The sequence below is a fragment of the uncultured Campylobacter sp. genome, from assembly GCF_937996225.1.
Classification (GTDB): domain Bacteria; phylum Campylobacterota; class Campylobacteria; order Campylobacterales; family Campylobacteraceae; genus Campylobacter_B.
Window position 1 is genome coordinate 1 of sequence record NZ_CALKTC010000009.1, and the last position, 19,913, is coordinate 19,913.

Annotated in this window: 16 protein-coding genes and 4 pseudogenes; 15 read left to right on the plus strand and 5 right to left on the minus strand. The window is 44.6% G+C overall.

Going from position 1 to position 19,913, the window contains the following annotated elements:
* Positions 1-328: 328 nt before the first annotated feature.
* From Q0174_RS00760 to gltX, 3 genes are read right to left on the minus strand one after another with little or no spacing between them, the layout of a single operon-like run.
* Positions 329-1,993 carry a lytic transglycosylase domain-containing protein gene (locus Q0174_RS00760; RefSeq protein WP_298040968.1) on the minus strand — a complete coding sequence of 555 codons (1,665 nt, stop codon included), beginning with the start codon at positions 1,991-1,993 and terminating at the stop codon, positions 329-331.
* A complete protein-coding gene (locus Q0174_RS00765) occupies positions 1,990-2,286 on the minus strand; it encodes a YggT family protein (protein WP_177387724.1) in 297 nt (98 codons plus the stop codon). Before Q0174_RS00765 ends, Q0174_RS00760 begins: the two co-directional genes overlap by 4 nt.
* A complete protein-coding gene (gene gltX, locus Q0174_RS00770; protein ID WP_298040970.1) occupies positions 2,280-3,587 on the minus strand; it encodes a glutamate--tRNA ligase in 1,308 nt (435 codons plus the stop codon). Before gltX ends, Q0174_RS00765 begins: the two co-directional genes overlap by 7 nt.
* Before the next feature lie 114 nt (positions 3,588-3,701).
* Here gltX and mscL point away from each other — a divergent pair, with 114 nt between their 5' ends.
* The 11 genes and pseudogenes from mscL to Q0174_RS00820 all read left to right on the plus strand — a co-directional run bounded on the left by mscL (position 3,702) and on the right by Q0174_RS00820 (position 15,268).
* A complete protein-coding gene (gene mscL / locus Q0174_RS00775) occupies positions 3,702-4,106 on the plus strand; it encodes a large-conductance mechanosensitive channel protein MscL (RefSeq protein ID WP_297897758.1) in 405 nt (134 codons plus the stop codon).
* A 9-nt stretch (positions 4,107-4,115) separates the two neighbouring features.
* Positions 4,116-4,754, plus strand: coding sequence for a Crp/Fnr family transcriptional regulator (locus Q0174_RS00780; RefSeq protein ID WP_295151931.1), 639 nt, complete (start codon positions 4,116-4,118; stop codon positions 4,752-4,754).
* Positions 4,755-4,757: 3 nt separating this feature from the next.
* Positions 4,758-5,885, plus strand: a complete 1,128-nt coding sequence (locus Q0174_RS00785; protein ID WP_298040972.1) for a metallophosphoesterase — start codon at positions 4,758-4,760, stop codon at positions 5,883-5,885.
* A complete protein-coding gene (asd, locus tag Q0174_RS00790) occupies positions 5,886-6,887 on the plus strand; it encodes an archaetidylserine decarboxylase (protein ID WP_298040974.1) in 1,002 nt (333 codons plus the stop codon). It begins immediately after the preceding gene.
* 82 nt (positions 6,888-6,969) lie between these two features.
* On the plus strand, positions 6,970-7,455 hold the full coding sequence (locus Q0174_RS00795; protein WP_297923772.1) for a prepilin-type N-terminal cleavage/methylation domain-containing protein: 486 nt from the start codon (positions 6,970-6,972) through the stop codon (positions 7,453-7,455).
* A gap of 4 nt (positions 7,456-7,459) precedes the next feature.
* Positions 7,460-7,711, plus strand: a pseudogene (locus Q0174_RS10935) (primosomal protein N'); the annotation flags it as partial.
* A gap of 702 nt (positions 7,712-8,413) precedes the next feature.
* A pseudogene (gene priA, locus Q0174_RS10940) lies at positions 8,414-9,754 on the plus strand (primosomal protein N'); the annotation flags it as partial.
* Positions 9,755-10,479: 725 nt separating this feature from the next.
* Positions 10,480-11,316, plus strand: coding sequence for a hypothetical protein (locus tag Q0174_RS00805; RefSeq protein ID WP_297903843.1), 837 nt, complete (start codon positions 10,480-10,482; stop codon positions 11,314-11,316).
* 70 nt (positions 11,317-11,386) lie between these two features.
* Positions 11,387-11,935: a hypothetical protein gene (locus tag Q0174_RS00810; protein WP_298040977.1), complete on the plus strand. Its 549-nt coding sequence runs from the start codon at positions 11,387-11,389 to the stop codon at positions 11,933-11,935.
* 59 nt (positions 11,936-11,994) lie between these two features.
* Positions 11,995-12,609 carry a hypothetical protein gene (locus Q0174_RS00815; protein ID WP_298040978.1) on the plus strand — a complete coding sequence of 205 codons (615 nt, stop codon included), beginning with the start codon at positions 11,995-11,997 and terminating at the stop codon, positions 12,607-12,609.
* A gap of 13 nt (positions 12,610-12,622) precedes the next feature.
* The gene (locus Q0174_RS00820) at positions 12,623-15,268 is read left to right on the plus strand and encodes a calcium-binding protein (RefSeq protein WP_298040980.1); all 2,646 of its coding nucleotides are present in this window, start codon (positions 12,623-12,625) and stop codon (positions 15,266-15,268) included.
* Positions 15,269-15,422: 154 nt separating this feature from the next.
* On the opposite strand, the gene ybeY is transcribed toward Q0174_RS00820, so the two are convergent.
* Positions 15,423-16,052 carry an rRNA maturation RNase YbeY gene (gene ybeY / locus Q0174_RS00825; protein ID WP_298040982.1) on the minus strand — a complete coding sequence of 210 codons (630 nt, stop codon included), beginning with the start codon at positions 16,050-16,052 and terminating at the stop codon, positions 15,423-15,425.
* A 54-nt stretch (positions 16,053-16,106) separates the two neighbouring features.
* Here ybeY and Q0174_RS00830 point away from each other — a divergent pair.
* The 4 genes and pseudogenes from Q0174_RS00830 to Q0174_RS00845 all read left to right on the plus strand — a co-directional run.
* Positions 16,107-16,373: pseudogene (locus Q0174_RS00830) on the plus strand (7-cyano-7-deazaguanine synthase); the annotation flags it as partial.
* 528 nt (positions 16,374-16,901) lie between these two features.
* Positions 16,902-17,309 (plus strand): annotated as a pseudogene (locus Q0174_RS00835) (7-cyano-7-deazaguanine synthase); the annotation flags it as partial.
* Between the two features lie 307 nt (positions 17,310-17,616).
* Positions 17,617-18,063, plus strand: a complete 447-nt coding sequence (locus Q0174_RS00840) for a hypothetical protein (protein WP_298040984.1) — start codon at positions 17,617-17,619, stop codon at positions 18,061-18,063.
* A gap of 124 nt (positions 18,064-18,187) precedes the next feature.
* On the plus strand, positions 18,188-18,547 hold the full coding sequence (locus Q0174_RS00845) for a hypothetical protein (protein ID WP_298040985.1): 360 nt from the start codon (positions 18,188-18,190) through the stop codon (positions 18,545-18,547).
* A 263-nt stretch (positions 18,548-18,810) separates the two neighbouring features.
* On the opposite strand, the gene tsaD is transcribed toward Q0174_RS00845, so the two are convergent.
* A complete protein-coding gene (gene tsaD / locus Q0174_RS00850; RefSeq protein WP_298040986.1) occupies positions 18,811-19,818 on the minus strand; it encodes a tRNA (adenosine(37)-N6)-threonylcarbamoyltransferase complex transferase subunit TsaD in 1,008 nt (335 codons plus the stop codon).
* Positions 19,819-19,913 lie beyond the last annotated feature (95 nt).

Consider the following 19,913-nt stretch of genomic DNA (forward strand, 5'->3'; position numbering starts at 1 on the left):
GAGCGTTTCTTCTCGTCTTTCAATGACGATACGCACAAAACGGCGGCTATTATGAGAACTACGGTCGCGATAATTTGCATGGCACGCCACCTTTCGTGCAGATCTGGAAATGGTCGTCATTAGGCATTAATAGATAAAATTTAACCACTGAAGTCAAAATAAATTCCGCACGATTTTATAACGCATTGCCTACTCGTGCGGTAAAATTTCGCCGTTTTGATCTGCCCGTCTAAGCTCTTAGCGGGCAAATTTCGCGCTTTTGGGGCGGCGGCTTTTAAAATTACTTGCTCATCGCTTTTTAAAATCATCCTCCAAGCTCGCCGCTAGCTTAGCGAAAGTTATCGCTGCGAGAGGGGATCAGCAGGTCTTGCAGCTCCTGTTGCACTGAGACTTTCGCGCGCGGATCGAGGATCTGTGAGTAGATGATGAAGTTTGCGAGCACCTTTTTGCCGTAGTCTCTGCTCTCGGCATATGGCACGAGCTCCATGCTAAGCCACGGCTCAAATTTGCCCTTATTAAACATATCGCCGCACTGAAGCATCTTTTTGACGAGCCCGAGCCCGCCGTTGTAAGCGTATGCGATGAAAACCGGGCTGTAAATTTTACGCTCCAGCCAGTCGATGTGGATGTTAGCGAAGCGGTAAGCGACCTCGGGGCGGAACATATCGTCTTGATCAAAACCCGCGATCGCAAGCTGCTTTTTGCCGATCTCGTTAGCCAAAAACGGCATAAACTGCATCATTCCGAGTGCGTACGAGGTGGAAACGGCGCTTGGGATAAAGCGGCTCTCTTGGCGTGCGAGCGCTAAAATTAGCGCTTTGCGGCGGTTGTCGCCGTCGCCGATATACTCCATAAACGGCGTCGGATAGAAGTTGTCCTTGCCGCCGCTTGCTTTATTCATAATGTATGAGTACTCGCCGATGCTTTGCTTGGTGTCGAATTTTTTAGCAAATTCCAAAAGCTGCTCGCGTGACATCCTATCGGCGCTATTTTTCGTGCGAACCCAAGCGAAAGGATCGGTTATATCGTAGCCTTCGATGGAATTTTTAGCCGGGTTTGGGATGATAATGTTTAAATTTTTATTTCCCAAGACCTCTTTGGCGTACAGCGCGTAGAGGCTGTAATAATCGCTGCTAGCAAGCTGGCGCAAGACATTTTGATCTCCATTTAGCAGGTAGATCCAAAATTTCGCATTGTGCACGTCGTGAGGTTTTTCAAAGCTCGCAGCCGCGCGGCTAAAAAACGCAAGCGCAGCCCCTTCGTCGCCCTGCATGACGGCATTTACGCCCAGCATAAACGCTACGTCCTTCTCCACGGCCAGCGGATCGACGCCCGTGAGCGAGCGGCGCAAGTGCGGGTATTTGCGGTTGATTAGCGCGTCGTTAAGAACCACCTTAAAGCTTGGCTGAGCGCTTAGGCCGGTAACGAAGGTCGCATCAGCGTCGATATCGATCAGAGCGTCTTTGCCCGCGCCTTTTAAGTAGTCATAATATAAAAAGTAGTTTTGCGCGTTGCGGCTCTGCATAAAATACTCGCTTGGATTTTCGTCGTTAAATCCGCGCAGTAAATTTACGGCGTTTCGCGAAGCCACGTCTTGGTGCTTTTCAAGCTGCGAAGCGAGCGTCTCGCGCACCGACGGGCTTAGCTTGGCGATAAAATTTGGATAGGAGCGCGCCTTTTTGCAGGTTAAATTTGCATCTAAAATATTGGCGGAGGTAACGCCTGCGCAGCGATCCGGACGCTTAGGAGGGCGAATGGCGCCGAAAATTTTATCTAGCTTCTCTTTTAGTTTGCCCTTGTAGCGAAAGATGCTCTGTTTTAAAGCTTTAATCTCCGCTTTGTTGTATTTCGTTTCATCGATCAAGCGATAGATGTAATAGTCCTTGGCTAGGGATTTGGGCTCGTCTTTGATCTCTTCGTAGCTTAAAATTTTACCGCTACTTGCGGCGCACAGCAGCCCCAAAACAAGGCTAAATTTCAGAAATATTTTCAAATGACCGTCCTATTGATGATATAGATTATCGCGCTGTCAAAGAAATTAAGCACGAGTAGGATAAGAAGCGGCGAAAGATCAAACCCGCCGAAAGTCGTAGGCAGATAGCGGCGCACCAGCGCGAACGCGGGCTCTGTAAGCGCAGAGATGACGCGGAAGATTTTATAAAATTTACCGAACGGATTTGGGCGGATAAAGCTCAAAACGCAGGCGATAAAGATCACGATCATATAGGCTTGCAGCGCGTAGTGCAGGGTGATGAGCGCGCCGTAGATTAGGCTGTTTGCTAGCATACGATCTCCTTCAGATCGGCGCGGATCAGCGGATACAGCTCGCTAAGCTCCGGTCCGTGGGGCGCGCCGGTCAGTAAAAATCTAAGCGGCATAAATAGGCTCTTGCCCTTTAAGTTTGTAGCCTGCGAAAGCGCCGCTTTGAAATCATTAAATTCCATTGGAGCGCCGTTTGAGCTTAATAAATTTAAGATCGCCTCTCGTAGCGCCTGTGCCTGCGCCGCCCACTCCTGCGGGATATCTTTCGCGCCGTAGATCGCTGCAATCTTTTCTTTAATCTGTGGGATTAGGCTCGCTTCTTGAGTGTAAAATTTTATCAAAGGCGCAAATTTCGGCTCAAGCTCAAAAAGCTCCGCTAATCGCTGCTCGCTCGCTCTTTTGATATGTTCGCGGTTTATAAAGGCGAGTTTGTCCTCGTCAAATTTTGCCGGGCTTTTTGAAATTTTAGCGATATCGAAAAACTCCACCGCTTCATCCATACTAAAGACCTCGCGCGGCGTTTTGTTGCCCAGCAGAATTAGATAATTCGCGATCGCCTCGGGCAGGTAGCCGCTTTGAAGCAGCCATTTTACCGAGGAGCTAGCTTCGCGCTTGCTCATCTTCTTGCCCTCGGAATTTAATATGATCGGCAGGTGCGCGTATTTGATCTCGCCGTCGTAGCCGAGGCTTTGGCGGATCCAGTTTTGCTTTGGCGTGTTTGAGACGTGATCCTCGCCGCGGATTACGAAGCTCACGCCCTGCATCATATCGTCGCAGGCGCAGGCGAAGTTATAAGTTGGCGTCTTGTCCGCGCGCATGATGACGAAGCTGTCGATGTTCTGCGGCTCAAATGTGATACGCCCCTTGATCGCGTCGGTAAATTCCAGCGCGTGATCAGGTTTTTTGAGGCGGATAGTAAAGGGCTTTTCGCAGCCAAGCACCTCTTCATCGCTTAAATGCTCGCACTTTCCGTCGTAGCGATACGCCTCGCCCGCGTCCTTGGCGGCTTGCTTTTTCGCTTCCAGCTCCTCCTCGCTGCAAAAACAGCAAAACGCCTTTTTCTCGGAGAGCAGCTTGGCTGCGAACTGCTGATGAAATTTTAAATTTTTACTTTGATAATACAGGCTCTGCCACGAGATGCCGAAGCGCTTTAAAATTTCGATGATCTCTTGGTCTTTGCCTTCGATATTGCGCGCAGTGTCGGTATCCTCGATACGTAAGATGAAGCCGCTTTGATCCTGCAGCGAGCAGATGTAGTTAAAGATAGCCGCGCGTAAATTTCCGATATGCATATCGCCGGTGGGCGACGGAGCGAAGCGATACAATTTAGGTCCTTTGGGTTTAAATTTAAGCTGGGATTATACTTTTTACTTCCTAATAAAAAGCAAAAACAAAGCAAAAATAGGCTAATATCGGCGCATTTTATTTAAGGAGACAATATGAGTTTCATTCAGGAATTCAAAGAATTTGCGATGAAAGGCAACGTCATCGATATGGCGGTGGGCGTCGTCATCGGCGGGGCTTTCGGCAAGATCGTAACCTCGCTCGTAAGCGACATCATGATGCCGGTTTTAGGACTTCTTACGGGAGGTATGAATTTTACTGATCTTAAGATCGTGCTAAAAGAAGCGGTGGGGCAGACCCCAGCCGTTACGATAAACTACGGCTCGTTTATCCAGGTAACGGTCGATTTTATCATCATCGCGTTTTGTATATTCTGCGCGATCAAGGCGATCAATAAGCTTAAAAAGCCCGCCGAGCCTGCGCCGGAGCCTGCCGCACCTGCCGAGCCTAGCGAAGAGATTAAACTTCTTACCGAGATAAGAGACCTGCTTAAAAAATAGGTCGCGGCGATGCTTGAGAGAATTCCTTATTTCAAAGCTCTAAGCGCAGCGCAAATCGATCGTTTGGAGCAGATTAGCATCCATAAAAGCTACAAAAAGGGCGAAATTTTATTTTTCGAGGGCGAGCGCTCGCAGTATCTATTAATCCTACTAAAAGGAATTTTAAAAATCTATAAAACCTCCGCAAAGGGGCGTGAGATCCATATGCGCGAGATCCGCCCCATCTCGCTCGTAGCCGAGATGGTAAATTTCGAAGAGACGAGCTATCCTGCAAGCGGCGTGTTTTCGACAAACGGCGAGGTGCTAAAGATCGATTATGAAAAATTTAAAAACGAGTTTATGAGCGATCCAAAGATTTGTCTGGAGCTTTTAAAATCGATGTCTGAGAAGATCCGAGCGCTAAATGCGGTCTTTGATAATCAAGTCGTGCTTAGCTGCGACGGCAAGATCGCTAAGTTTATCAGCGAGAATTTTGATATTTTTATGAGCACGAAATACACTAGAATAGCCAGAATTCTAAACGTAACTCCCGAAACATTTTCGCGCACTATCACTAAATTTAAAAAGAGCGGCGCGCTAATTTTGGACGATAAGCAAGAAATCACGGGCTTTGATAAAGATAAGCTGGACGAGTATATCCAAGGCTAGAGTTTGAAAAGCGCCTATATTTTTCCGATCGTCGGCACCATTTTATTTCTGTTTTTTAATCTTTACGTTTACAGATCGATCGGCGCGCGCTTTACGCCATATAAAAATTTCGTGATCTTTCGCCCTGCCTTGATTTTGCTTTGCGTAGCTTTGGCGATTTTAGATGCAATATTTTTTGTGGGTTTTGGGCTTAATGGAAGCTTTAAAAACGAGCTGCTTTATAAGCTATGCGTATTTTGCATGGCAGCGTCCTTTTCGCTCTTTTTTATCTGCCTTGCTTACGACGTGTTAAGCGCCGCCGCGCATGTAGTTAAATTTAGCCAAAACAGGCGAAAATTTTTAAAAACCTTTATCGACGTAACCTTTGTAATAATGGCGTTTAGCTATATTTTTAAGGGGCTTTATAATGCACTAAAAATTCCAAAAATCACCGAGCGCGAAATAAAAATCAAAAATTTAGCTAGCGAGCTAAATTTCGTCGTCATCTCGGACGTGCATCTGGGCGAGTTTTTGAAAAAGGAATTTTTGCAAGGCGTTGTAGCGCAGATAAACTCGCTAAATTACGATGCGCTACTGATCGTGGGCGATATGTTTGATCTGCGCTCGGATGAGCTCGGGGATATTTTGCAGCCTCTTGAGGCGATCAAAAAGCCTATCTTTTTCGTCACGGGCAACCACGAGTATTACCGCGACGACGCAAGCGGGCTTATAGCGGCAATGCAAAAAGCGGGTGTGCGGGTGCTGCAAAACGAAAGCGTGGAATTTGAAGGGCTAAATTTAATGGGCGTGCACGATCTTAGCGGCTTTCGCTTCGGATATATGCAGCCAGATCTCGGCGCTGCGCTAGCGCAGGCAGACCCCGATAAACCAAAAATTTTACTCGCGCATCAGCCCAAATACGTCGTGGACTTCGTGCGCGACGAGGTAGATCTGTGTATCTGCGGGCACACGCATGCAGGGCAAATTTTCCCGTGGACGCTTTTGGTGCTGCTTAGCCAGAAGTATCTTTACGGGCTGTATAACGACGGGCTGAAGCAAATTTACGTAAGCAGCGGCGTAGGGTTTTGGGGCCCGCCGATAAGGGTCTTTGCCGATGCCGAGATCGCGCTGCTTAAGCTTAGAAAGGCATAGATGAGAAGTTTTATTTCGAGGATTTTTGGGGTTATCGCCGCGGTGAAATTCCCTAAATTTATACAAAATTTTATCAACCGTAAATATGTGGAATTTTTCAAAATCGATATGAGCGAATTTGATCCGCCGCAAAGCTACGCGAGCCTAAACGCGCTTTTTACCCGCCGCTTGCTGCGTCCGCGCGAGATAGCGGCAGACGAGACGGCTTTTATAAGCCCTAGCGACGGCGTGATCTTTGAGAGCGGAAGCTGCGCCGATCTGCGGGCTTTTAGCGTAAAGGGCTGCGAATACAGCCTTAGCGAGCTGCTGGGACGTACGTTTGCGGCAAACGAAAGCGGCGGAGCGGTTAAAAATTTAGATGACGCTGCGGACGCCGCGCAAGCAAAAATCATGGACGGCAAAAGCGGCGCAACTTATTCCGCAAGTGGCGTGCGAGCTGAAATTTATAGTGATGAAAGTAGCGCGAGCCTCGAAACGAGCGCAGAGGATGCTCAAGACGGCGAAAATACAAAGGGCGTAAATTTAAGCTACGCAAACATCTATCTAAGCCCGCGCGATTATCATCATTATCATGCGCCGTGCGATCTGGGCGTGCTGCAGGCGCTTTACATACCTGCTGACCTTTACAGCGTGGCGAAGAAATTTTTACTTAAGATTCCAAACCTCTACGCTAAAAACGAGCGCGTAATTTTAAAGTGCAAAATGCGTAACGGCGGGATTTTGTGGATGGTTTTCGTGGGTGCTTTAAACGTAGGTAAGATGAGATTTGATTTCGACGCACGAATACAGACGAATGCATGCGCAAATAGAGCTGAGGCGCTTTACGAATATGAAAATTTAAACTTTAAAAAGGGCGATCATTTGGGAAATTTCGAGCTGGGCTCAACGATCGTACTCGTAGCGCAAAGCGAGTTTTTAAAATTTGAAACCCCGGCTGATACGTCCGTAAAATTCGGACAAAAAATCGCAGAATTTAATGAAATTTCACAAAATTCCATTTAAAATGCAGGATTTTTTCTTTAACTAAAATTAATTTTATTTAAATTTGGCTATAATCATCTCACTTTAAATCAAAGGATTTAACATGAAAAATTTAAAAGCTTTTACGATGATAGAGCTTGTTTTTGTCATCGTCGTTTTAGGTATTTTGGCGGGCATTGCGGTGCCTAGATTAGCCGCTACGCGCGACGATGCTACGATCGCTAAGATGCGCGGAGACATCGCCGCCATTAGAAGCGGACTTTCGCTAGTTAGAAGCGAGAATATGATGAGAGGTGTGACTACGTGGCCTGCTTTGGAAGGTTCAGACAATGCCACTCTTTTTGATGGCGTTTTGCAGCAACCTATCTATCCTATGAGAGATGGCGGTAGGAACGGCTGGACTTTGGTTAGAAATGGCAACGATAATGCTACATCTACATATACGGCTACCGTAGCAGGCAAAAGTACTAACTTTACTTATTATCCAACAAGAGCTAGTATACCTACTTCCGGTGCAAATAAAGATAGAAATGTAGGCTCATTCGACTGCAATCACGCTGATGATCTTTGTCAATCCTTAGCTCAATAGCTAAATGCTCTATTATGAAGTTGCGGTTTTGGGCGCCAGCCTAAAACCGCTTACTTATAGTTCAAATTTTAAAATCTCAGCTTATCAAATCGTATCCGTTCCCGTAAGATCGAGCGTTAAATCCGCCGTGATCCTGCGTGAGGTTTCAAAGCCGAGCTTCAAAACCAAGGAAATTTCTGAAATTTCGCAGTTTAAATTTAGCTCGTTTCAGATCGCACTTGCAAATTTTATCGCATACTACTATGTCTGCGAAAAGGGCGTTGCATTTGGGATTTTCGAGCCTGCAAGTGAGACGACGCAGGATTTGCGGAATTTGCAGGAGGATCCTATGACCGAGCGGAATTGCGCTTGCGAAAAAATTTCCGTTAGTAAGCCAACCTCCGCTTGCAAACAAGCTTCTACCCGCGAACAAAATTTTATTTCCGAGCAGGATTCCATCACCACACAAAATTCTACGCTCGATGGGAATTTTAATGCCACACAAAATTCCATTTCAATCCAAAATTCTGCATTGACGAGAGATTCTACTACCGCAGAAAATTCTGTTACTGTCATAAATTCCGTCATCGCGCTAAATTCCATGCAAAGGCAAAATTTAAAACAGGTACCAAATCCTACCTCACAAAATTCGGCATCAAATTCTATTACCGCACAGAATTCTATCCAAGAGAGGGACTTTGTCGATGAGCAAAATTCCGTTTCGATCCAAAATTCTACATTGGCTCAAAATTCCGCCACCATGAAGACCGCTATAAATTTTGCTGCCGCACCGAGTTTGGCACACAAACAAAATTTCGCCATCGCGCAAAATTCGATCCAAGAGCAGAATTTTACCGAGGGAGAGAATTCCATTTCGATTCAAAATCCTACTTCAGCGCGAAATTCCATCTCAATTCAAAATTCAGACGCCGCGGCACAAAGCCCCATCCCGACGTCGCTATCTCCGCTTCAAATAGGTAAAATTCCAAGCCTAACCCCCGCGCAGGAGCAAGCGCGTGAATTTGCCGAAGCTAATGAAACGTCGCTGATCTTCGGTGATACGGGCAGCGGCAAGAGCGAAATTTATATCGCGTTGATCGCACAGGCGCTCGCTGCGGGCAAGCAGGCGCTGTTTTTAATGCCCGAGATTTCGCTCACGCCGCAGATGACGAAGCGGCTACAAAGCTATTTCGGCGAGCGGCTCGGCGTCTGGCACTCCAAAATTTCACCCAAAAAAAAGCGTGAAATTTTAGCGAAATTTAACGCAGGCGAGATTCGGCTCATCGCGGGTGCGCGCTCGGCGCTATTTTTGCCCTTTAGCAATCTGGGGCTCATCGTCGTGGATGAGGAGCACGACGACAGCTATAAATCCGCCGCCGCGCCGCGCCTAAATGCCCGCGACGCCGCGATTTTCGTCGGTAAAAAGCTCGGCATCCGCGTGGTTTTGGGCTCCGCGACGCCTGCGCTTAGCACTTACGCGAAGCAGCTGCACTTCCGCCTGCGCGGCACCTATTTTAGCAGCGCCAAGCGTTTCATTTTCGATGAGAGCGAGACGGGACTGAGCCCTAAAATTTTAACCGAGATCGGGCGCAGCCTCGAAACCGGCAAGCAGGCGGTCGTGTTTTTGCCCACGCGCGCGAACTACAAATATATGGTTTGCGAAAACTGCGGGCAGATCGTGCGCTGTCCGTTTTGCGCCGTCGGGATGAGCTATCACGCGGACGCTGCGGCGCTAAAGTGCCATTACTGCGGCTTTAGCACGTTTTACAAGGCGTCTTGCGAAAACTGCGGCGGCGAGGTGATGCAGGCGCGCAAGATCGGCACGGGCGAGCTCGCGGCACAGCTTACGACGCGTTTCCCAAGTGCCCGCATCGCAAAATTTGATCGCGACGAGATCACCACGCAGCGCAAGCTTGAGGCGCTGCTAAATAACTTCAACGCCCATAAAATCGACATTCTGGTAGGCACGCAGATGCTTAGCAAGGGGCACGATTACCATGGCGTCGATCTTGCGGTGATAATGGGGATCGACGAGCATCTGAGCTATCCCGATTTTAGGGCGCGCGAAAAGACGCTGGCGCTTGCGATGCAGGTGGCAGGCCGCGCGGGTCGCTCGGGGCAGGGCAGGGTCGTCATACAGACGCGCCAAAGCGGCTTTTTTAGGGATTATATCGAAAACTACGACGATTTTTTACGCGACGAGGCGGAGTTTCGAGAGGGGCTCTATCCGCCGTATATGCGGCTTTTGCGCGTGCTGATCTCGCATAAAAATGAAAAGGCGGCGAGCGAGATAATGAACGCCGCGCTTGATCTTTTGCGCCGCAAGCAGGCGGGAGGCAGCGCGTTTACATCGCGTGACGGGCTGGACGCGAGGAGAGCAAATTTAAGCGCTTTAAATTTGCAAAATTCTGCGCAGCAGAGCGGTAGCAAAATATCAAATTCTAAATTTCAAAGCTCGGATCTGTGCGGGGACAATGCAAATTTAAACCGCCAAAACGTTTCAAATTTAAAAAATGCCGCGCAAATTTCAGCTTGCGACGCAGGCGCGGGTAGCGTAAATTTAAAGCCCGAAAGAAACGGCGCCGCGCAAAATTTTATAAATTTAGCGGCCGAAAATACTGCCGAAAATTCCACTCAGTATTTGAAAGAGAAGGCGAGCGAGAGCTTTGAGATCATCGGCTACGGCAAGGCGGGCATCGCCTATATCGCGTCGAAATTTCGCTTTGAAATTCTGCTGCGCGCCGGCTCGCACGTGCCGCTCATTAATGCTGCGCGCACGCTTGAACATCTGCCCGTCGAGATCGATATGGATCCCGTAAACTTCGGCTAAGCGCGATTTATAAAATTTTATTCGCATAAATTTTGTCCATAGAACCTGCAGGATTTGATGTATTGCAACGCTGAATTTTTATGCTTTACCGCCTATCTCATATTAAATCAAAATCAAAAAATAATATCAAATTGTTAAGTATAATTTAACTTGAGTGAGGATATAATGCACCCATAAGTCTAGTATGATATTGCTCTTTTTGAATGGAGGACAGAATGCCTAGATTTGCTTTACTTATAAAATTTACGCTTGTGATCATACTTAGCGTATCGTTTATAGATGCAAACGATACGAACAATACTACTACTGCTATGCCTTGGATGTTAGATTCGATTTTATCAAAGGTACGGGATAGAAATATTACTAGAAAGAGCAGTGAAACCAATGCGACTTTTGGTATTACTACTTTTAACAGTAAAAGCGTGTATTTTTGGCAAATGGATCAAAACGCGACCCTTAAGAAAGAGTATGAAGAGCATTTGGCTAAAGAAAGAGACTTTTGCACCGATTTTTACGACGATCTGTTTAAATGGAAAAATATAAGCGCTATCCGCCCTGTAGTTAACGATAGCATAGATTATAATGATCCTGAGCTAAAGCAAAATATGAGTGATTGTTGGTATATGGATATGAATAGAACGGTTCAAGCAGGGTATCGTGGCAGAGGTTTCACTTTGTATAAGATCGGCGATCATAGGCTTTTATATATAATGTTCTATAAGTATGCGGAATATAACGTATCGAACAATCTTGCTAAAAATTTAGCCTATATTTTAGATATCAAAGAGTGTACCAAAGCTATAAGGGATTTTAATTATGATCCGTATAAAAGTAGGATTCATCTAGAAAATTATAGAAATTATGTGGAAGGCGTTTATTTTAGACCCATTTTTTATGAAGATAGATACTACGCGTTGGATATTGAGAGAAATCTTCCTGGCTTGGGCTTCGGCTTTACTATAAGGCTTAAGGAGATTAAAGATAGTAAGTTGGAGACTAAATGTGAAATATCGTATCTGATAGATAAAAAGAAATTTTTTACTAAGGAGTAAATTATGCAAACGCATTCAGTTGGTTCGAGAAATACCCAATAATCTATAAAGCATCTAAAAAGGCGACGACTTGAAAAAACTACTTAGAAATTTTATGATTTTCGCAGGTTTCATCTTTATATTATACGCCTCTTATTTTCTATATTTTTATTCTAAAAAAGCCGAATATGCGGCTATTTTATTGCAGAAGGCGCTTAGTTATGAAGAGGAATTTTTTGCTGAGAAAACACAAAATTTAGACCCGTATAAGCAGATTGAGCTACGACATGAGTTTGAAAAAGAGAAATTAAAGCTAGAAAAATATTGCGGCGATGCTATAATAAACGGCGAAAATAGCCATTGCAAGGTTTATTATAACCTCGATTTCGACTATATTCATTTCTACGACGGGCGAAATCAAGATATCGCGCTGGGCTACGACTTTGATAACGAAAGCATCGAGTTTTATAAAAAGCTATCAGATCACTATGATTACAAAGGCAAAAAATGCAGATCGCGCAGGGTATACAGCGAACACCATGCGACATTTGCGATTGACAATTTTGAGCATGCGAAATTTTGGTTGGGAAATTACGGCGAATTTACCCTAAAAGATCCATATATTCATGAATGTGAATAAAATCTATTATGCTTAAAGCGAAAGGATAAATCCGCTAAAATGCCTATAAATGGAGCAATATGAGAGTATTAAAATTTATTTTTATAATAGCGGCGTCTATTTTGTTTTGTTATGTGGCGGAGGAGCTTATAAATTATTTGATAATTAAGCCGCGCATTCCTATGGAATTTACCGATATAAATTTAACTAAAGCCGGCAATAAAGCGGAATTATATATAAATAACAAAGATGATAAAATTTGTAGATATTTTACTTTGGATTTTGTCTCATACGATTACGATAGAGATATGAAGCTCTTGGATGATGAGTTCGCAAATACGTATATAGGAGGGGAATACGACGTGAACGAAACGCTGCTGCGCGGTACCAAAATACCGCTAAGTCTAAAGATATACAAAATAGATAATGAGCCGAATAAATTTGGACGCAGAAAGGAGTATTTTTATTATAAGTTAAAACCCGTGTTTGCAGAGGTGAGGAATTTACGCCCCGCGTATATGCAAACGAGTATTTATAGGGGCGAGAAACACTATGACGCATATAGTGCGACGATCGCCTGCACGCCCTTACAAAAAGGTATGTATAAGGTAGAACTAGAGAATTTACAAGATTTGCCTATTTTTTCGAATGTAGAAATTTATTTTACTACGAAAGATAGCGGTCTTAAATATTAACAAGGAGAATAAAATGACCTATAGATTAACCATAAAGATTGCAGAGAAAGGAACTATTTATATTCCGCAGGATCCGAACTACGAGAGACCTCATGGCTCATTGGCAGGTCATATGTGGTACTCTATTTCAGATGGAAGTACTGAAAAATCATATGGGTATGCACCTGGAGGGGTAACTGAATGGGATAATAATGGCTACCAAAGCACGTATTATACGGGTACCATCATTATTAATAAAACCCAATATGATATTTTAAAAAATTTTGGTCAAAAACATATTGCGATAGAATATGGTTTTGGAGATAATGATTATAACGTATTGTCTAATAGTTGTATAGATTTCGTATGGAAAGCATTAAATTTAGCGGATTTAAATCCTATTGATTTCCAAGGCAATTTAATTCCTACAGCCAATATGATGAATGTAGATAGGTCGTTATATAGATTTTTATTTAAAACAATAGATGGGTGGAAATATGATTTTCTAGAAAAAGATTATAACGTATTGTATGGAAGTAATTATGACGACGATGATCTACAGAGTAAAAATAATACTGATGTGGTTTATGGCGGAGACGGAAAAGATACCATTATAGGTAATAATTTAAATCAATACTTATATGGTAATGAAGGTAATGATACTATACAAGCGGTAGGTGGTAAAAAGAATTTTTTATATGGAGGGAATGGTGATGATATATTAGTAGGTGGAAATAATAGTATTGATGTTTTCGATGGCGGTAACGGCTATGATATATATCATGCGGATGAGAATGACACGATAAACGATTCCGATGGCAGCGGCAAAGTATATTTGAGCGAGACTAAACTAAAAGGCGGAAGGTTTATAAAAGAGCAATCGCACGGAAATATCGAAATTTATAAAAGTAATGACGATTCTATAACTTATGAGTACAATACTTCCATGAAGGTATTGAGCGCGAATGGTCTAAAGATAAACGATTTCGACAATAACGAGTTAGAGATAAATTTGCAAAAAGAGCAGTCGAATGAATTCGCCATACTTAGCGATACTACGGGCTCCATGGGTGGGGCGATAAGCTCGGTAAAATCCCAAGCAAAAGAGATCATAAAAACCGCCTTTGCTAGAGATAAAAATACCAAGGTAGGAGTATTTGGCTATAACGATCCGGGCGTTCAAACTTTTACCAATCTCACGAATGATCAAAACGCGATAATGTCTGCTATAAACTCACTTTACGCAGATGGCGGAGGCGATACGCCGGAGATGACTTGGCATGGGATTTATAATGCCGCAAATTCAAATTGGAGCGAATACTCCGTAAAAAGAATTTTCGTTTTTGGCGATGCTCCCGCGAAGGACAATGAGTTCAAATCTAAAGCAATGGTGGCGCTTTTGCCCAATAAACCAAGAGCGGTAGCAAGAAGTTTAAGCGCAGCAAACGCGCTTTATGGCAATAATCACAGTGATTTAAATAATATTCAGGTCTTTACGATTCAAACGGGCGGTGGTGAAGATGTGGCGGCGGAATTTAAAGAATTAGCCGAATCCACCGGTGGCGGCTATGTAAATATGACAAACTCGGGCTATACATCCGTGGCGGATGCTCTTTTTGACGCTATGAATACAGGTACTTCCAAAAATGAAACCATTGTCGGCAATGAGAAAAACAATATCATAAACGGCAAGGGCGGGGATGATGTATTAGAAGGAAGAGAAGGAAGCGATACCTATGTTTTTGAAGAAAATTTCGGTAAAGATACGATAATAGAAACCAACAAGGAAAATAAAGATAAAAATATCATAGATATGTCCGCTTTCAGTTTAAAAGATGTCGTTTTTAGGCAAAATAAAAATGATATCGTCGTAAATAGGTCAAAATTTGACGCGGTCACTATAAGAGATTTTTATTTAGAGGAAGAGAAGATATCGCAGATCAAATTTAAAGATGTAACGTTGGGCTATGAAGAGATCAAAGAGATAACTGCGCTTCAAAGCAACAAAGAGGTCGTTAAATTTGCAAATAAAGGCGAGAATAAGCTAAAAGCTTTACTGAAAAAGGTATTTTTCAAAGCTGATGATGAAACCGCTACGACGATAAAGGGCGGTGTAAGAAGCGATGCGCTAGTGGGATCAAATTTGAACGATAAAATTTACGGCAATCTTGGGCATGACACACTCATCGGCGGAAAGGGCGATGATTATTTAGACGGCGGCTTGGGTAACGATAAATACGTATTTCGCAAGGGAGACGGCAAAGATACTATTAAAGATTGTGGCGGAAAAGATACTTTGATATTAAAAGATATAAATCAAAACGAGCTTAAATTATCTAAAGATAAAAACGATTTGATTTTGAAATTTAAAGAAGGAAGCGATCAGATCACGATAAAGGATCATTTCAAGCGAAGCTTAGGATACAATCACAGGCTCGAAAATATTAAATTTGCGGACGGCGCGCAGATGAATTACAAACAGATCGAAGATATTGTTTGTGCGGGCGAATACACCGGTGGGCTTAAACAAGCAAGTTCCTTGAAAAACGATTATTTTGTGCCGCAAGATACAGTAAATAAAATTATCGAGCAGTTAAATTCGTACGCCGATAATTCGCAAGCACTAGAATTTATGTCAAATAATACGCAAAAAGATAATATTCAAATTTATATGAGCTAGCTTATTTGCATAGTGTGAATGGTTATGACAAACGAGTATAAATTTGAGCAAATTCAGCGAGATTAATATTCTCGCTGAATTTATATTTTATAATCCTCATTTAGTAGAATTTATACGTTATAGATTTAGCTTGCCGTTTTTCAATATACAGCGCCTACTCCTCGCTTCCCTCCGTTCGTACGATCAGACTTTTTGGAAGGCGGAATTTCTCGATGATCTCGCATTCCTTGGCGCGCATCTGCCCGTCGTCGCTTTCGTGATCGTAACCTAGCACGTGTAGCATGCCGTGCGTAAAGAGTAGCGCGGTCTCGTCATCCGTGCCGTGCCCCAGCTGCGCGGCTTTCAGCTCTACGAGGTCTAAATTTATCACAACCGAGCCGAGCAGCACGGGGGCAAAATTCTCGCCGTCAAAATTTTCATTCTTTAAATTTTCATCGTTAGGATTTTTGCTCGCGGAATTTTCAGAATTTATAGTATTAAAATTTTCGCTCGCAGAATTTGCGGTGTCTGAATTTTCACTAGTGGAATTCGCAGTATTTAAAATTTTGCCGCCGCTGTTTTTATGCGCGGAATTTTCTTCGCTCAAATCCCCACTGAAGCCCGCAAACGCCGCAGGATCGAGCGGGAAGCTCAGCACGTCGGTCGCCTTGTCGATGCCGCGCATTTGCGCATTTAGCTGCCGCATCTCCTCGTCGCGCACGAAAATTAGCTCGACGCTCCCGCCGCCCAGCTCCGCCGCGATAGCGTCCAAAATTTCGGGATAGGGCTGCTCGCAAAGTATCATTTTTACCCCTCTTTTATAAAATTTTCGTATAATTTTAGCAAAAAAAGGACAAAAATGAGAGCTTTATGTGTGATCAGCGGCGGCATGGACAGCGCGACCTGCGCCTATATCGCGAGGCGCGAAGGTTACGAGATCGTAGCGCTACATTTTGACTACGATCAGCGCACGATGGACAAGGAGCGCGAGTGCTTCGGTAAAATTTGCGACGATTTGGGGGTCGCAAAAAGGCTGATTTTAGACGCTCGCTTCATCGCGCAAATCGGCGGCAGCGCCCTTACAGACGGCGCATTGCCAATCAGAAAGGGTGCTGCAGAGCTTTGCGGTGCGGTAAATTCTACCGGCACCAAGATTGACAGCGCTGCAAATTCCAAGAGCGCCGAGTTTAGAGAACTAAATTTTATCGAGACAAATTCCGTCGCCGAACTAAACGGGCAAAATTCTATTGCGGCAAATTCTATTGATGCCGAGATTGGCGGGCAAAATTTTACTGCGTCAGATTTCTCGGCGGGCTCAGCGGACGCTCCGCTTGATGCAGATTCGGCGCGAAATAGCCGCTTGCAGAGCGGTGAAATTTTAATGCAAGACGCTGAAATTTTACTAGAGGGCGATGAGCTTTCGCTGCAAGACAGTAAAATTTTAGCCTGCGACGATAAAATTTTATCGCAGGGCAGCGAAATTCTGGTTCAAGAAGGTGAAATTTCACTTCAAAGCGGAGCCGAGTCGCAGCAGGGCGATAAAATTTCACCCAAGCACGCAGGGGGTAAAATTTTACCACAAAGCCAAAACAATCAAATTTCATCGCCAAGTCGAAGCGATAAAATTTCACCACCAAGCGGCGAGGGCGCGTTTTCAGATCTGCCGAGCACCTACGTGCCGTTTCGCAACGGCGTGTTTTTGAGCATCGCCGCTGCGCTCGCCGAGAAGGAGCGCTGCGACGCGATTTTTATCGGCGTGGTGCAGGAGGATAGCAGCGGCTACCCCGACTGCGGCGCGGAGTTCATCGGCGCGTTTGAGCGAGCGCTCGATCTGGGCACGAGCCGCGACTTTCATCCGCGCATCAAAACCCCGCTCGTGCACCTTAGCAAGGCGCAGATCGTCTCGCTGGCGCTTGAAATCGGCGTGCCGTTAGAGCTTACGTGGAGCTGCTACGAGCGCGAGGACGCTGCGTGCGGGCTTTGCGATAGCTGCCTGCTGCGACTTAAGGGCTTTGCGGGCGCCGGCGCGAAAGATAAAATCCCCTATGCGATAGAAATTTAATCGCGCCGCGGCGAAATTTAATCGCGCCGCGGTTAAATTTTACCGAGCCCGCGTAGCGTTTAAATTTGAAATGCCGTATGGTTTGCGGCAGGATTTAAACGCGCGGCGGTTTACACTTTGGTGCGCGAGCTGCGGCTGTAAATTTAAACTACGCTTTAAAATTTTAAAAATTTTAACGAGAGCGTTGCGCACGGTTCAAAGCGAAAATCAATTATAAATTTACCTCCTACGCTATATTTATTAGCGTATAGGCGAATATAAACATATCGTAAAATCTAAGATTATTAAATTTCTTAAGGAGGAGAGAATGGCGTTTGAAAATTCAATAATCACTAAAGAGGATGATGAGAAATACGGGTTGAGCAAAATTTTTTATCAATATAGTCCGTATTATGAAGAACTACCTAGAAATTTTGTTGTTGATAGACAAAAAGATATTTGGTTTCTTTTAATTGAAAGACTACCAAATGAAGGGTATGATTATGGTTATGGGAGCAAAAAGCTATGGAGGCTTTATATTCAAGGAAATAATTTAGATATTCTTTTGGACTACGAATATGATCAAGAAGTGGATGGACACAAATTCCAAAGGGTGTGGAAAATTATCGAGGTAAATGTTATAAATTCTATTATTCCAGATAATGAAGTTATTAAAATATTGAGAGATATTTTGATTGATTTTAAATTTAGACCAGGCTGGGAGGATAAGGATGATCTTAGTGTAGCGTTAATAGATGTAAGAAAGGAAAAATAAAATGGCGTTTGTTGCGGAATATATTTCTAAAGAGGATATTAAGAAATATGATATTATAAATCGTGTAGATCAGTGCTTGGCAAAATATCATTATAATCCACAAAAACCCTATCAAATAAAGTGGTTGAATTGGGTCATCGACAGGCAAAGAGATATTTGGCTTATTTTTGTTTGTAGCCCGCATCTGCCTGATCCAAGAGACGGATATACCGGAGAGGAGATTTGGCTGCTTTATTATAAGGGTAGAGAAATCGAGCTTGATATTAGACGGGTCTATGACGAAACCACAAGTAAAATGCTAGTCGATAATCCGTTTTTTATCAAATATAAGCTAGAAAATATAAATTCTAGTATTGACGGAATTTCGTTAGATGAGTTCTACAAGGTGCTTAATGAAGCTTTGATAGAATATGGAGAAAGTGGTATACACGGTAGAAAGTTTTTGCCAAAAGAACACGAAGTCGTAACTTTTCTGCATGATTAAATATAAAGGATAAAAATGACGAGTAAACCGATCAAATTTTAGCAGATATTGCAAACGGCGAGGACGTGCGCAGCGGCACCGATGGCGGTGCGAGCACGAGAGAAATTTAGCAAAACGTGGCGCGAGCTTTAAACGCGATGTGTAAATTTAAAGCGAATTTTATCCGAAACCTAACCGTGAGCGAGCGCGAGATAAATTTTACTCAAACGCCCAATGCGCGAGAATTCGCTAGCGGGCGCAGACTATTTGTAAATTTTAAAATTTTACTCAAACGCCGAGCGTAGATTTAGATGCGGGATGATCTCAAGCTCTGCGGGCGCCGTAAATTCCTTTTTACGCAGCTTTTCTATCGCTGCGCGCGCGATCATAGCGGCGTTGTCGGAGCAAAATTTCATCGGCGCAAAAAGTATCTCGCAGCCCGCCCGCTCGCACAAATCCGTCAAAAGTCCGCGCAGATGCAGGTTCGCGCTCGCTCCGCCCACGACGCCGAAGCGCGCAAAGCGGCGTAGCTCAAATATCCGCTCCAGCTTATCCAGTATGTGCGCGCAAGCCGCGTCCTCAAAGCAGCGCGCCAGATCGCGCATCGCCCGCTCATCTAGCTCGCCCGCCTCTTTTAGCTTTTCGATCTGCACGCGCACGGCATTTTTAAGCCCCGAAAAGCTATACTCTAGCCGCCTGTCGCCCTTTAGCGGCACGGGCAGCTCAAATCTCGGCTCGCCGCCTTTTGCAAGCTCTTCGATGAGCGCGCCGCCGGGGTAGCCGAGGCCTAGCATTTTGGCGATCTTATCGAAGCTCTCGCCGAAGCTGTCGTCGCCCGTGGTCGCTAAAATTTTGATACCGCCCGTCGCGTCGATATCCAAAACCATCGTGTGTCCGCCGCTAACGAGCAAAACGCCCATCGGAAATCGCGCCTCGCCACCTAAAAACAGCGAGTAAACGTGGCCTATGAGATGATTTACGCCAATGAGCGGCAAATTTAGCGCGAGCGCGAGCGCTTTTGCCATATTCACGCCGCCGATCAGGCTCACGCTGAGCCCCGGGGTATTGGTCGCTGCGACGGCGCTAAGCTCACTAAAATAGGGCTTTGCACGCTGCAAAATCCGCGGCAACACCTCAGTATGCAGCCTCGCGGCAAGCTCTGGCACGACGCCGCCGTATTTGGCGTGATCGGTCTCCTGGCTTATTTTTTCGTAAAATTTCAGCTCGAAACTACGCTCATCCATCACCGCGACCGAGCTGTCGTCGCAGCTGCTCTCAATAGCAAGTATCACACAAAATCCTTAAAATTTTTCGCTCATTATACTCAAAAATACGCACTGCGGCGCAGATGAAATTTTAAAATTTAAAACGGCGCGCTTTAAATTTT